Genomic DNA, 13,120 nt, shown 5'->3' with positions numbered 1-13,120 from the left:
GGGCATACGATGATAAAAATGGGACGGCTACGGCGTCAGTTCTATCCCGGCCACGGTTCGGTGTTCCGACAGACTCAGGAGTGTCCGAGCCTATCTTGAGGTATGAACGGCACAGCGATTGGGAGGACGCAACTGTGAACACCCGGGACACAGTGATATTAGTGCTGACGGTTCTCGCTGCTATCATCCTCCCGGGCCTCGCAAACTGGGGCTTCAGCACGCTTGGCTTCCCTTGGGTCGGGAGCGCTGTCTGGGCGCTGGGGTACGGCCTCGGCGTCGTCTTCATCTGGTATGAGTGGGTCCGGCCGCTCGATATCACCGGCCCAGAGGGTGTCGGCGGAAGTGAGGATTCAAGCGAGTAACGCACTGCTCGGCTTTTCTGAACTACTAACTGTCTGTTTTCTCAGCCAGCCCTCTCCCGAGAATACACGTGTTGAAAAACCATCATACTACACCTGTAGTACCTTCCTGACAACATTTATAGCCGTGGTCGGTCCAACGTGAGGTATGACAGACGAGGCGCTCGGCGAGGGTCGTTCCGGAACGAAGGGACGCGCCGGGTGGACACGCGAGCAGGCGAGTCGGATCGAGCGGACCGACGACACCGTCGCTCCCATCGTTTATCCGCCCGAAACCGAACAGATTCCCGAGGTCCACATCTGGGATACGTGGTACCTCCGGAACCGCGACGGCACGCTGGCGACAGTCGACGGTTACCGGGTCTGTTTCTCGCTGACGGCTCCGTCGGACCTGCTGCCCGGCAAGCGCCACGACGTGGCGACCATCCGCTGTTTCTACTCCGACGACGGTCGCAACTGGCACAACGCCGGCCCGGTGTTCGAGGACCCGCTGGGCCAGCGCCAGTGGGCCGGGTCTGCGCTGTACGACGACGACGGCAGCGTCTATCTGTTCTACACTGCGGCCGGCGAGGAGGGGGCCGAAGCCCTGACCTACACACAGCGCATCGTTGGCGCGGGCGGCGGTCGCATCGACACAGCCGACGGGTTCGAGCTCTTGGGTCCGTGGACCCACCACGAACTGCTCCAGCCCGACGGCGACCGCTACGAGCGCGAAGACCAGTCTCGCAGGATGATATACACCTTCCGCGACCCGTGGTTCTTCGAGGACCCCGAGACGGGCGAAGCGTGGCTCCTGTTCGAGGCGAACACGCCAGTACCGGAGGGCAGCGATGTCTGTGATGGCGACGACGCATTGCAGGAGTTCAACGGGAGCGTGGGCATCGCTCGCTCACCGACGGGCGACCCGCTGTCGTGGGAGCTCGAAGACCCACTGCTGGACGCTGTGGGCGTCAATCAGGAACTCGAACGGCCGCACATCGTGTATCGGGACGGCCTGTACTACCTCTTTATTTCCAGCCACCTCCATACGTTCGCACCGGGCTTGGACGGCTTCGACGCGCTGTATGGCTTCGTCGCAGAGAGTCTCCGCGGTGACTACGTCCCGCTAAACGAATCGGGCCTCGTCGCGACGAACCCCGAGAACGCACCGTTCCAGTCCTACTCGTGGATGGCCTTCCCTCATGGCGACGAGGTGCTAGTCCAGAGCTTCTTCAACTACTACGACTTCGACGGCGAGACGCTGGACGAAATCGCCCATCTGTCCGAGTCCGAGCAGATGCGCCGGTTTGGCGGCTCACTCGGCCCGACGCTCCGGCTTGAGGTGGAGGGGAGCCGGACACACATTATCGGGTCGCTTGGGCACTGGCACATCCCACTGGCGGGCGAGACGCTCCCACTGACGGACCGAGAGCTGATTCGGCGCGGGAAACGCAACGATACCAGTGCCGGTGGCTACGGCGCGCGAACCAAGGCTGAGCGGAAATAAGGCGTCCCAAAGCGGTCTTTTGGCAGGAATTCAACCGGGGCGGTCTACCAGACCGAGTCCAGTTCCCAGACGTCCAGCGACGCGATAGTGGCGCGCCCGCCGTCGGCCGACAGCGAGATGCCGGTGGCGTCCTCGCGGGTCGGATACACGCGGCTGGTCAGGCAGTGCCGTTCGTTGGCGAACACCTCGACGACACTCCCATCGACGAAGACACGCAGCGACAGTGGTGCGTCGTACGGTCGGACCCGCATCGTTTGGGTGTCGCCGGTCGCCTGCGGGTCGGTGCTCGAGGCCGACCGGTCGACGGCGATTTCGCTCTCGTAGGAGTACCGAATCGGTGTCCGTTCCTCGCCGTCCGGCGATTCGAGGACGGACAGTTCGACGGCTTCAGCGTCCTCCAGCCGGACGGTTGCGCGGAGTTCGAACGACCGGCTCTCGACCGGCAACTGCTCGGTATCGCCCGCATCAAGGCGCACCACGTCGTGACTGGTGTTTTCGCCACGTAGCTCTGTGAGTTCGGGGGCCGGCCGCTGGCACAGGCCACCGTCGTCGGCCAGCGACAGCTCCCGGGGCAGCGACATCGCACCGGACCAGCCGGCATCCCACTGCCCGCTCACGTCGCGGGCCTCAGGGAGCCACCCCCAGGTCAGGATGCGGCCGTCGTCGGTCCACATCGACTGTGGGGCGTAGAAGTCGCCGTGGTCGAGCTTGTCGCGGCGGTCGGCGTCGAACTCGCCGTCTTCGTACGTCCCGAGGAAGTACACCACGTCTTCGTAGTTCGAGATGTGGAGAAGCTGTCTGTCGCCGAAATCAAGCAGTTCCGGGCACTCCCAGACGGTTCCAGCGGTGTCGCGGTCGCCAGCGAGTATCGGGCCCTGGTACTCCCAGTTCCGGAGGTCGGCTGACTCGTACAGTAGCGCCGCCCCGCCGCCGCCCTCGATTCCGGCTCCGATGAGCTGGTACCAAGTGTCGTTCTCGCGCCAGACGCAGTGGTCCCGGAACTCTCCTTCCCAGTCCTCGGTGCGGAGCACTTCCGGCTCGGACGGCAACTCCTCGATAATGGGGTTATCCGGGTCCTTGTCCCAGGCCGTAAGGTCGTCATCTGTGGCGGTGGCGATACAGGGGAGCTGGCGCTTGTCGCGACCACCCGTGTACAGCACGGTCGGGACGCCAGCGTTGTCGACCGCACAGCCGGACCAGCAGCCGTCCCGGTCCGGGCCGTTGGGCGAGGGTGTGAGCGCGACCGGGCGGTCCTCCCAGTGGACAAGGTCGTCGCTGACAGCGTGGCCCCAGTGGATCGTGTTGTGAAACGGTCCGGCGGGGTTGTACTGGTAGAACAGGTGATAGCGGCCGTTCCAGTGGATGAGCCCGTTCGGGTCGTTGAGCCAGTTCGCCGGCGGCGTCACGTGATAGGACGGACGACTCGGGTCGTCGTCGAGCCGCTCGCGTAACCGCCCGAACGTGTCGACATCCTTCGGGCGGCCGGTCAGCGGGTGCCGTTTGTCCGACGCCAGGAACGCCAGCGCGTTCTCGATGAGCGTCTCGCGGTTGCCCCGACACACGTCGTGGGTCGGCTGGGCGAACGCAACGGACGACCCGATGCCCAGTACCTGCCCGTTGCCAGGCTCCCAGGAGAGTATCGTCATCTGTTTGACTACGTCAGTGTCGCCTCGGATTGTACTCGCGAGCACGTCCCCTGACTGGGGCGCGATTGACTCGTATCTCGCGTAGGGAATCGTGACACCGGCACCGCGGGTGTGAACGCGAAGGGTGTCGTAGTCTGCGTGAATAGGGTGGTCGTCGTACAGGGTCTGCCAGAGGTGGCCGGTCGGCTCCGGGACCTCTTCCCAACCGGTGGCGTCTGGCGCGACCTCCTCAAACCCGAGCGGTTCGACAGCCGAGAGCGCGCTCAGCGTCAGCAGGAGGGTCCCGCCGTCACGGACGTATGCGGCCAGGGCCGGCGCGTCGGCCAGCGCTCGCTCGTCGAACAGTTCGTCCCGATGCCACCAGAGCACATCGTACTCGGACGGGTCGACAGATGAGAGTGCGCATCGCTCGGCATCGTCGACTGTCTCCTGACACCAGTCGTAGGCCGCTGCCTGCTCGTCGGTGCAGGCACCGGCGTAGAGACAGCCGATGCGTAGCGAATTTGCCATTGCCCCGTTATCCCCTCCTGAAATATAAAAACATTCGGCAATCGTTTCTGATCGAATATGCACACTCTTGTGGGCACCGTCGTTGATATGGGCAGCAAAGCGTTCGACGGCCCATCACCGGCCTACACAGGAGTGTCAGCACAGGTCGCTGTCGAAGTCGGGAACAGTTCCGAAAAGGGGTCAATAGGCACAGCGGTGGCTGAAAGGTGGAGTCTCGGTGAAAAAGCGGGCGGGACCTGTCAGTGAACTCGGGCGTTGCGGGCCTCAGCCTTCCAGTCGATGACGGTTTCGTGACAACTGGGACAGACGAACTCGGTGAGTTTTGTCGTCTGATCGTTGTATGACATCCGTGTGCCACAGTTGGTGCAATCCATTATAATTGTATATATTCTACTGAAGGATATAAATTTTCTCCTGACCATAGTCGGCTTGGGCAGGAGACAGGCTGTAACATCCGCTTAGTGGCAGTACGTCACATGAGGGATGGTAAACAATCACAATTAATAACAAAGGTAGGCGGTTCTCCGCAGGGGCTAGCGAGAACAGGGATGGGGAAAGACACAGTCGTAGAGCCCGTTACGCGTCCGTCAGCCGGCAGACGGCTGTCTGACTTGGCTTTAGGTATCAGGCCTCCGTAGCCGGGCATATGCCACGTACCCGTCTCGGTAGGGGTTCGTCCCAGGACCGACAGGGTGATGAACGCTCAACCGACGCGATCCTCCTCGGAATCGATACCGAGGTGTTCGAACTGCTTTCGACCGATCACGTCCGCAAAACGACACAGTCCGAGCCCAGAATCGAACAGTGGCTGGACTGCTGGCGGAATCCCTAGTTGGTCTCGACGAGACGGGCCGCGATCCGCTGTGCGCCGATGGTCGGCGCGACGTCCGGTTCGTCGGCGGCGATGACTTCGATGTCGCGGTTCAGCTCCGCACTGAGTCGTTCTTCGAACTCGTCAACGATGCCGGGGATGCAGGCCATACCACCGGTGATGGCGATCGGCCGGTCCAGTGCTAGCTGGTACACTTTCATGTAGTCGTTGGCCAGTTCCGGCAGGAAGGTGTTCGCCAGTTCGTCGACGGCGTCATCGAGGTACTCGTTGACTGCGTCCATCACAGAGCGCTCGATGGTGAATTCGTGTGAGCCACCGCCGGGCTGCTGGATAATGTCCGTGAACGGCTCGAAATCGACGAAGTCGGCGTGCTCTTCTTTGTATTCACGGGCAGTCTGATTGTCGATGTTGACACGGCCTTGCGTTTCTTCCTCGACGTAGTTGGCGATCATCCGGTCGACTTCGTTCCCGGTCACCGCGCCCGTCGTGAAGGGGGAGAGCTGCTCGCCGCGGCGGTACGCGGAGGCTTCGAGGTTCGTCGACCCCATGTTGACAGCGACGAAGATCTCGTCGATGGCTTCGAGGTCGTCACCAAATGCCGGGATGGAGCCACACAGCGACTCCGGATAGCTCTCGACGAGGTCTAGCCCGATAGAGGAGTTCTCGATGACGTTCTGGAGGTTCTCCAGCCCGGTCGGATTGTCAATGGTCGGGATGGCGTACACGACGCCGCTGTGTTCCGGGATGTCATGTTCGTCGATAATAGCCTCGAAGAACGTCTTGGTCATCTCGGCCCGGTCGGCGTCTTCGGGGAGCCCCGACCGAAGCATGTACTCAACGCGGTCCGGATACTCGCGGGCCGCTTCTTCGCCGTAGAGGATCTTCTCTTCGCCGGTCAGGGCGTCCTCGTACGTCGCCATGCACGTCAGTGTCTTGATGATCCGGTTCTCCGTGCCGTGTTCGCCCGGCAGGGCAATGACGGTCCGGGTGCTCCCGAGCTTGACCCCGACCGGAACAGCGGCAGCGCCGTCCGACGACACACCGGCGTCCGATTCGGACCCGGTGTCGTCGTCCGCATCCTCGTCACTCATATACGGTCGTCCTTGTCGACCGCCCGATATATATCCTCTCCCTAGTATTCAGGACTGATAGCTGTCCCTCGGAGAGCTGATACTGAATTCCCCTCAATAGCAGGGATTCAAAGGAAAGAATTGGTGCTGAAAACGAACCTTATGTCATCGCAGTGAGCTTCGCAACGTAGACGAGACTTAGCATATGGTCGTCGACGCTCAGTTCGTTGTCGTCGTTGGTCGCGGACTCGTCGATACCAAGCAGATAATCCGAGAGGTCGTCCTGCACGTCCTCTGTTATCCAGTCGATCGACCGATAGTAATCGAGCGCTTCGTCAGCCCCCTTATACCCGGAGTGCATCAGCAGGAACTCAAGCCACTCGAAGACCACGAACTCCGCAGCGTAGGTCTCGGGCAGTGCTTCGAGATAGGGCTTCTCGTGGGCGTCACCACCGAGGAACGGCAGCAGTTCACGGTACAGCCCGGAGCGGAACGAACTCCCCGCAAGCACCTCTTCATCGGCGTCGTCAAGCCCCATGTCAAGGTCCGTTGGGTCCGGGACGTCCTCGTCGCCCATCCCGTTGCCCCGCTGACGAGCCATCTTCCGTAACTCGTCGAGGTCGTAATCGCGCGGGTTGATGGTCATGATACTGACCCTTCAATCTACACAATCATAAATCTTGCACACCGTCAGACGGCCGTCATGCACACGCTCGCGGGCGTTTCCGTCTCGTCCGCGTTCCGTCCCCCAGTTGCGACGTTGATAATCGGGACCACATTTTTATAGTGGCTCGGAGTCGACCTGTGGATACTTGGATGATGAACCGGCAATCAGAAACCGGTCCAGCCCGCTTCTGTGTGACCAACGCGAAAGGCGGGACCGGAAAGACGACAGTTGCTATCAACGTAGCCGGTGCACTGAACGACCGCGGCCGGGACGTCCTCTTTATCGACCTCGACCCGCAGGGCAACGCCACGGAAGGCGTCGGCCTCGTCGAGGCGTACGACGCCGACCCGCCGACGCTGTTCGACGCACTGACCGGCGACCCATCGGCGCTGGGCGATCTTATCTGCGAGGGCGAGGAGATGGACGTGATCCCCTCCAGCATCGATATGCTCCAGGCCGAACACGAACTGACCATCGCCGACCTCATCGCCCGGGTCAACACCCAGGGCGGGGATATCGACCAGGCCGCGCTGGCTTCGTTCGCTATCAACATCACGCCGGAGATGGTCACAGGGTCACACGCGCTCGACACGCTCGACCGGGCGCTGTCGACGCTCGACGCCGACTACGACTACGTTATCATCGACTGCCCGCCGTTCTACGGGAAGCTGACCGACACCGGCATGTACGCCGCACAGAACGTCCTCATTCCCGCACTGACTGAGGCCACCTCCGAGCGAGCCATCGAACTGCTGATGGACCAGATGGCCGCGATGGAGCGCCAGACCGACGCGTCGATCAACACGCTCGGCGTCGTCGCCAACCGGGTCGAAACGACATCCGAAGACGAGACGATGCTCGAATGGTTTAACATGGCGTTCCCGGACAGCCCCGTCTGGGAGGTCCGCAAACGGGTAGCGCTGCAGCGCGCGTTCAGCGCTGGCCAGTCTATCTTCGCGACCGAGGAATCGTGTGACATGGCGGCTGTCTTCGAGGACATCGCCGCAGAACTCGACGAGCAGTTCGGCTTTACCGACACAGAGGTACCAGCATGAGTGACGACGAACGCATGGACAGGGCGGAGCGCATCCGACAGATGCGCGAGGGGAACAAGGCAGAAACTACCGACGACACCGCGGAGACGGACGAAGCCTCCGTGGATGGGTCCGGCGAACAGCCCGACGACGAGGGCGAAACCGAGGAGACGGCAGGCGAGGCCGCCGACACGGAACCGGCGACCGCCGCCAGCGATGACGCGCCTGACGAAGCGTCTGCAGCCGATGGACAGGCCGACAATGACACCGGCAGCGCCACCGACTCCAGCGGCACAGCCACTGACCAGAGCGACACCGACGCGATTGCTGCCGCACAGCGGGCGGCAGAGGCCTCAGCACAGATGACCCCTGAGAACGTCGACGCCGGTGTTGCCGACCAGCCGACGGAGGACCTGTCGGCGTCGGCCAGCCCGATGCAGGGGCCGACCGGCGTCGAGTTGCCGGACCAGGAACTCATTGAGGAGGCGATGGCGTCGGACAACACCGCCACGACCGAAGGTGGCGCTCGCGCCGCGGCTATCGACGACGACGCGACCCAGACAGAAGAACTGGTCCGGGTACTCGAATTCGCGCTCGGTGACGAGTACTACTGTCTCGACATCGACTACGTTGAGGAGATTGTCAAACGCGAGTCGGTCACCCGCGTTCCCAACACCGATGACTACGTCGAGGGCGTCGTTGACCTCCGGGGGCAGATTACGACGATCCTCAATCCCAAGGAGATGATGGATATCGACAGCGACGGGTCGGAGAACCTCATCGTCGTCTTTGATGCAGGTGTGTTCGAGGAACAGGGCGCGATGGGCTGGATCGTCGACGAGGTCCGGCAGGTCGTGCCTGTCGCTGAATCCGAAGTGAACACCGCCCCAGTCGACGGCGATTACATCAACGGTGTCGTTGACCGCGACGGCGAAGACGAGTTCGTCATCTGGATCGAACCCGATGACGTGCTCGGGAACGCAACCGCGGACGGCGAAGACTGACGCGCCGGTCTACAGTTGTCGCAGTATTTCTACTCGTTTTCTCCCTCGTCGTGGAGGTCCAGTTCCTCGCCGACGAGATCGACCGCGTTCTGGACGGCACCTACCGTTCCCAGATAGCCTGCGCCGACAGTCGTCTTGAGCGCCAGCGCGGCCGCCCCGGTGAGGATAGAGGGGCCGACCTTCGCCACGGCGTCGTCGCCGACCGAGACGAGCCAGCCTGGCACGTTGAACTGATACTGGGTGAGTCGGGGCTGGAACTCGCCGGAGCTACCCTGTGTCCGGTCGACGAGTGTCCCAATGTTGTCCGCGGCCACGCGGGCCTCGCGGATGGCCGCCGCTGCGCTCGCCGGCACAGCCTCGCCGTCGCTGTCGACGACCCGAGCGGCGTCGCCGACGGCGAACGTCGACTCGCCGAGTCGGAGGTCCGCCCGGACGACGGGTCGGTCGGCGTCGAGCGCCGTCGACCCCTCGATACCGCCGGTCCAGACGAACTGGTCCATCGCCAGGTCCGAGCCGTCCTCGAGCGTAATGGCGTCGGCATCGGCCTCGGCCACCCCGGTTCCGGTCCTGACTGTCACGCCGGCGTCGACCAGCGCGTCGTGGACGGCCGACTGGAACGACGCCGGGAATGCCGGCGCGACGGCGTCTTCCTGTTCGAGCAGGAGGACCTCTATATCGCTGTCCTCGCGCATCTCGGCCAGTTCGCCGGCCACCTGCACACCGGACAGGCCAGCGCCGCCGACAACCACACGGTCGCCGTCACTGAGTTCGAGAAAGCGCTCGCGGATCTCGCGGGCGTCGTCGAGGCGCTTCAGTGGCGTCGCATGCTCGCGTACGCCCGGGAGGTCGTAGAACGCCGTCTGCGCGCCGAGACACACCGCACCCACGTCGTAGGACAGCGTCTCCGACCCGTCAAGCGTCGCCACGCCGGCATCCGGGTCGACATCGGTGACCGTCGCCTGTCGAATTTCACAGTCGAGGACGTCATCGAGGTCGACGGTAATTTCCTCGGCCAGCGACGGTCGCCGGACGACCCGGTGGAGTTCGTGCTGGACGAGGTGTTCTGTCTGTTCGTCGACGACGACCAGCGAGACGCTGTCGGGGAGGGTCTGTTCGAGTTTCCTGGCGAGCGTGAGTCCGGCATATCCGGCTCCGAGGACGGCGACGCGCATTGTAACTGACTCTTGGTGCGAGGCCGGATTAACTCTGTGTGACCCGTCATAGAAACTACCACAAGCTCCGTCTATCCGAGTCTTGTCAAGACTCGCGTACAAGATACAGGGCGCAAGTGCCTTGAGCGTTCAAAGACCGGCTTTTTAATTTCGCCCGCTCTCGCTCTCTCCATGCAGACGTTCCTCCACCTCCTCCACGAGTACGAATTTGACCTCCCTGACAGGTTCGACGGCGACCCACGTACGCCCGCCGCCTATGTCGAGCACTTTCTGTCAGAGTACACCGACGCTGGCGACACTGTCCTCGACCCGTTCGCCGGATTCGGGACGACCCTTCGGGTCGCAGAACGTATGGGACGGGAGGCATACGGCATCGAGTACGACGCCGAGGTCGCGTCGTTCGCTCGTGAGCAAGTCGACCATCACGAGCGGGTCATCCACGGCGACGCGCTGGACGCCACGAGCTATGACGACGTGCCGCCCGTCGACTGCTGTTTCACCTCGCCACCGTACATGGTCAAGGAGATGGATGCAGACCCGTTGACGAACTATACCGAGACGGGTCGGGACTACGAGCGGTATCTTGCAGACCTTAGGTGCGTGTTCGACCACGTCGACGGTCTGCTGAAAAAGGGCGGCCACGTTCTCGTCGACATCTCGAACATGAAGTTCGAAGGAGCGGTGACAACGCTCGCGTGGGATGTCGCGAGCGAGATGGCCGACCGGTTCCGGTTCGAAGGTGAGGTTGTTGTAACGTGGCAGGCCGACAACTCCTCACGCGACCACGGTGAAGGCACATACGGCTACGGGTACGATCATAGCTATTGCCTCGTGTTCGAACAAGAAGGGGACGCTGCTGAGTCCTCCGATAATCCGCGATAGGCCCACGCTGTCTCTGTTTCCCAACTCGCTCTGTCAAGCGTGAAATCACGGGTGGCAGACTGTTAGATATACCGCTGTATCTTACACTACTTTCTGTAGCTATCCCCTCCCCAAAGTTTCCACCCCGAGTTGCACGGTAGTGTTTAGTTTGTAGCATTATGCCAGCAATCGAAACTCTGCAACCAGTTTTCGGCGGTTTCGGGGTCGACGTGACTGAAGGAGTTTGAAAACGACGAGGTTCGACGCTTCAGTTCTCGAAAAATCCGTTCGACAGCGTTCCGATTTCCGTGGCGACACATCTGAAATCGGAGTCCAGTTCGTTGCAGTGCAGTTTGGAGGTGTTGAGCGCCATCAACAAGAAAAACGGCAGTTTCGACATCGTGTTTTTGCCGAAGTTCGCGCAGGAAAATTTCCGTGAGGGTGGTCGTAGTCGTCGCAAACAGCCGGACGTGAAGCAGTTCGTTCGACTGCGGATCGGCGGCAGCGTACAGCCAGAATTGCTGATTATTGATGCGAATCACTGTTTCGTCGAGCGCAACCTGATTCGGAGATTTCCCAGATTCGGGCTGTAGATCGGCTTTCTGAACCCAATCGTGGATCGCTTTCCGACTGCGTTGGACACCCAGCGAATCGAGTAATTCGACGGTATTCGACAACGACAGTCCCGCAACGTGGGATTGAATACCCAACGCCATCGCCGACTCGGGTGTCCGCTCACGCTCCACAAAATCCAAATCAATCCAGTCTCTATGTCCGCTGAGGCGGCTGATTTCTGGCATAGGCACCAAGAAATCTGTCCGCCTCACTTTTCACGCTTAACTAAACACGACCAGTTGCACCGCAGTAAACCGGTTTGAATGGTTCTGTGAAACACCATCTGTGTTTGTGACTGGGCCCTATATGCGACCAAGTGCCGCTTCAGGGACCGGGAACACGAGCCCGTACACGATGCGATAGCCGATGAGACCGACGCATGCCCCGACGACTACGTCGTCGAGCCACTGAATACCCGAATCGTACAACAGACTCAACCCTGCAACTCCCAGCAAGACAATAGCAAAAAGCGTCAACAGTGTTAATTCCTTCCGTGGCAGCGCATTCCACGCACTGTACACCGACTCTGGGAATTCCTGGCGTTCGGAGAGATACCCGAATCCCGCAATTGCCAGCCCTGCAACAGCGATGACCGCCCAGTCCAGTGGAGACGCCGTCCCAAGCGTCACTGCTGTATCAAGAACCAAGAGAAGATTGCCGAACCCGATAGCGAAGTGGAAGGCGATGAGCCGATGTGCAGGCGTCACAGCTGACTGTTGTTTGTGACAGTACAAAATAACCTCTACCTGGAGCGGGGGCGACAGCCCGAATGTGTCCGGAGCGTTTTGACAGTGGGTTCAGAACAGCGCCTTGTCCTCGTCGAGAATCTGTGCGGGGCCACCGACATCCCAGACGCGGGTGTCGACGCCGCAGTCGGCAACCGTCTCTTCGACGCGGCCGACGTACTCCTCGGTCGTATTGATGTAGACGCTCGCGCCGGTGTCGACGGAGAAGTACACCGGCACGTCCTCGGCGTTCCGGAGCTCCCGGATGGCGTTGAATATCTCGATGGTTCGCGGTTGCCAGTACACCCAGCCGGCCGGCCCGGTCATCGTCGCGGCGGCCAGCGACAGGGAGTCCTTCTCGGCGAGGTCGAAGACGGCGTCGAAATCGCCGTCGTACAGCGCGTCGCGCATATCCGAGATCTGGCCGTGGATGTGGGCCATCCGGGACTCGAACATGTGGCTCTCGGCGGCCTCCTTGTGTGCCTCCTCGGTTTCCTTGTAGGATGGGACCATGCCGGCGACGATTCGCAGGTCGTCTTCGAGGTCCGTCTCGATGCGCTCGCTCCGGCAGTCCCTGTCGTTCATGCCGGTCCGGAGGTGGGAGAACGCACCCGTCACCGCACGCGCGGCCGAGGAGGAGCCGCGGCGTGCGACCGTCGAGATCTCGGGTCGCGTCATGTCGAGACCGGCCGCCTCGACGAGGGCCATCGCCGCGGCGGCAAAGCCGGACGAGGACGAGCCAAAGCCGATGTTCGTCGGGAAGTTGTTCGCCGATTCGAAGCGGACCCCGTGGTCGATGCCGGCGAGGTCGCGGACGTGGTCCACGACGGCGTCGATACGCTCGGCCCCGCGGCCGGTGACCTCTTCACCGTCGATGACGTACACGTCCTCTTCGCGGTCCGGGTCGAAGGCGGCCGTCGTCTTCGAGTGGCTCGGTGCGGTACAGACGGAGATGCTGTCGTGGTACGGCAGTCGCAGTTCCTCGTCGCGCATCCCGTGGTACTTGACCAGCCCCTGAATCGGATGTGCCTTCGCGGTCGCTTTCATACCTCACCCTTCCGGGCCGGTCACTTTGCTATTGCGAACCGCCGCCGCTAGCGTGGCGTCGAGTTTCAGATGTCTCCTGCCGAAAAAAGCCC

14 protein-coding genes are annotated in these 13,120 nt (G+C 61.9%); 6 read left to right on the top strand and 8 right to left on the bottom strand.

Annotation, left to right across the window (positions count from 1 at the left end):
- Positions 1–134 precede the first annotated feature (134 nt).
- Positions 135–362 carry a hypothetical protein gene (locus AV059_RS12955; protein WP_228841805.1) on the top strand — a complete coding sequence of 76 codons (228 nt, stop codon included), beginning with the start codon at positions 135–137 and terminating at the stop codon, positions 360–362.
- A gap of 145 nt (positions 363–507) precedes the next feature.
- Positions 508–1,845, top strand: coding sequence for a glycoside hydrolase family 68 protein (locus AV059_RS12950; RefSeq protein ID WP_058994987.1), 1,338 nt, complete (start codon positions 508–510; stop codon positions 1,843–1,845).
- A gap of 44 nt (positions 1,846–1,889) precedes the next feature.
- Here the strand turns inward: AV059_RS12950 and AV059_RS12945 are convergent, their stop codons facing one another.
- Both AV059_RS12945 and AV059_RS22990 read right to left on the bottom strand, forming a co-directional pair.
- Complete coding sequence (locus AV059_RS12945; RefSeq protein WP_058994986.1) at positions 1,890–4,001, bottom strand: GH32 C-terminal domain-containing protein; 2,112 nt, start codon at positions 3,999–4,001, stop codon at positions 1,890–1,892.
- Positions 4,002–4,240: 239 nt separating this feature from the next.
- Positions 4,241–4,375: a hypothetical protein gene (locus tag AV059_RS22990; RefSeq protein WP_023843340.1), complete on the bottom strand. Its 135-nt coding sequence runs from the start codon at positions 4,373–4,375 to the stop codon at positions 4,241–4,243.
- Positions 4,376–4,647: 272 nt separating this feature from the next.
- On the opposite strand from AV059_RS22990, the gene AV059_RS12940 reads away from it, so the two are divergent.
- Positions 4,648–4,833 (top strand): hypothetical protein, encoded by a 186-nt coding sequence (locus AV059_RS12940; RefSeq protein ID WP_058994984.1) that lies wholly within the window; start codon positions 4,648–4,650, stop codon positions 4,831–4,833.
- Here the strand turns inward: AV059_RS12940 and AV059_RS12935 are convergent.
- Together AV059_RS12935 and AV059_RS12930 are read right to left on the bottom strand one after the other, a co-directional pair.
- The gene (locus AV059_RS12935; RefSeq protein ID WP_058994982.1) at positions 4,830–5,924 is read right to left on the bottom strand and encodes a rod shape-determining protein; all 1,095 of its coding nucleotides are present in this window, start codon (positions 5,922–5,924) and stop codon (positions 4,830–4,832) included. The genes AV059_RS12940 and AV059_RS12935 overlap by 4 nt on opposite strands.
- A 139-nt stretch (positions 5,925–6,063) precedes the next feature.
- The gene (locus tag AV059_RS12930; protein WP_058994980.1) at positions 6,064–6,549 is read right to left on the bottom strand and encodes a FlaD/FlaE family flagellar protein; all 486 of its coding nucleotides are present in this window, start codon (positions 6,547–6,549) and stop codon (positions 6,064–6,066) included.
- Between the two features lie 170 nt (positions 6,550–6,719).
- On the opposite strand from AV059_RS12930, the gene AV059_RS12925 reads away from it, so the two are divergent.
- Together AV059_RS12925 and AV059_RS12920 are read left to right on the top strand one after the other, a co-directional pair.
- Complete coding sequence (locus AV059_RS12925; RefSeq protein ID WP_079990768.1) at positions 6,720–7,625, top strand: ParA family protein; 906 nt, start codon at positions 6,720–6,722, stop codon at positions 7,623–7,625.
- Positions 7,622–8,608, top strand: a complete 987-nt coding sequence (locus tag AV059_RS12920; RefSeq protein ID WP_058994978.1) for a chemotaxis protein CheW — start codon at positions 7,622–7,624, stop codon at positions 8,606–8,608. The genes AV059_RS12925 and AV059_RS12920 overlap by 4 nt, the downstream gene beginning before the upstream one ends.
- A gap of 29 nt (positions 8,609–8,637) precedes the next feature.
- Here the strand turns inward: AV059_RS12920 and AV059_RS12915 are convergent, their stop codons facing one another.
- Positions 8,638–9,780: an NAD(P)/FAD-dependent oxidoreductase gene (locus AV059_RS12915; protein WP_058994976.1), complete on the bottom strand. Its 1,143-nt coding sequence runs from the start codon at positions 9,778–9,780 to the stop codon at positions 8,638–8,640.
- Positions 9,781–9,951: 171 nt separating this feature from the next.
- Between AV059_RS12915 and AV059_RS12910 the strand changes: the two genes are divergently transcribed.
- Positions 9,952–10,662 carry a DNA methyltransferase gene (locus AV059_RS12910; protein ID WP_058994974.1) on the top strand — a complete coding sequence of 237 codons (711 nt, stop codon included), beginning with the start codon at positions 9,952–9,954 and terminating at the stop codon, positions 10,660–10,662.
- A gap of 143 nt (positions 10,663–10,805) precedes the next feature.
- Here AV059_RS12910 and AV059_RS12905 read toward each other — a convergent pair whose 3' ends face one another.
- From AV059_RS12905 to mvaD, 3 genes are all read right to left on the bottom strand, one after another.
- On the bottom strand, positions 10,806–11,441 hold the full coding sequence (locus AV059_RS12905; protein WP_058994972.1) for an IS6 family transposase: 636 nt from the start codon (positions 11,439–11,441) through the stop codon (positions 10,806–10,808).
- A 117-nt stretch (positions 11,442–11,558) separates the two neighbouring features.
- Positions 11,559–11,963, bottom strand: coding sequence for a hypothetical protein (locus AV059_RS12900; RefSeq protein ID WP_058994970.1), 405 nt, complete (start codon positions 11,961–11,963; stop codon positions 11,559–11,561).
- Between the two features lie 90 nt (positions 11,964–12,053).
- On the bottom strand, positions 12,054–13,028 hold the full coding sequence (gene mvaD, locus AV059_RS12895; RefSeq protein ID WP_058994968.1) for a phosphomevalonate decarboxylase MvaD: 975 nt from the start codon (positions 13,026–13,028) through the stop codon (positions 12,054–12,056).
- Positions 13,029–13,120: the final 92 nt, after the last annotated feature.

Source organism: Haloarcula sp. CBA1127 (genome assembly GCF_001485575.1).
Classification (GTDB): Archaea; Halobacteriota; Halobacteria; order Halobacteriales; family Haloarculaceae; genus Haloarcula.
This window is presented reverse-complemented; position numbering and strand designations above follow the sequence as displayed.

Bases quoted from the DNA above. Each gene is read 5' to 3' on its own strand.
- AV059_RS12935 (WP_058994982.1), bottom strand. From the start codon at position 5,924: ATGAGTGACGAGGATGCGGACGACGACACCGGGTCCGAATCGGACGCC.
- AV059_RS12925 (WP_079990768.1), top strand. From the start codon at position 6,720: ATGATGAACCGGCAATCAGAAACCGGTCCAGCCCGCTTCTGTGTGACC.
- AV059_RS12905 (WP_058994972.1), bottom strand. From the start codon at position 11,441: ATGCCAGAAATCAGCCGCCTCAGCGGACATAGAGACTGGATTGATTTG.
- AV059_RS12945 (WP_058994986.1), bottom strand. From the start codon at position 4,001: ATGGCAAATTCGCTACGCATCGGCTGTCTCTACGCCGGTGCCTGCACC.
- AV059_RS12915 (WP_058994976.1), bottom strand. From the start codon at position 9,780: ATGCGCGTCGCCGTCCTCGGAGCCGGATATGCCGGACTCACGCTCGCC.
- AV059_RS12930 (WP_058994980.1), bottom strand. From the start codon at position 6,549: ATGACCATCAACCCGCGCGATTACGACCTCGACGAGTTACGGAAGATG.
- AV059_RS12910 (WP_058994974.1), top strand. From the start codon at position 9,952: ATGCAGACGTTCCTCCACCTCCTCCACGAGTACGAATTTGACCTCCCT.
- AV059_RS12940 (WP_058994984.1), top strand. From the start codon at position 4,648: ATGCCACGTACCCGTCTCGGTAGGGGTTCGTCCCAGGACCGACAGGGT.
- AV059_RS22990 (WP_023843340.1), bottom strand. From the start codon at position 4,375: ATGGATTGCACCAACTGTGGCACACGGATGTCATACAACGATCAGACG.
- AV059_RS12920 (WP_058994978.1), top strand. From the start codon at position 7,622: ATGAGTGACGACGAACGCATGGACAGGGCGGAGCGCATCCGACAGATG.
- mvaD (WP_058994968.1), bottom strand. From the start codon at position 13,028: ATGAAAGCGACCGCGAAGGCACATCCGATTCAGGGGCTGGTCAAGTAC.
- AV059_RS12950 (WP_058994987.1), top strand. From the start codon at position 508: ATGACAGACGAGGCGCTCGGCGAGGGTCGTTCCGGAACGAAGGGACGC.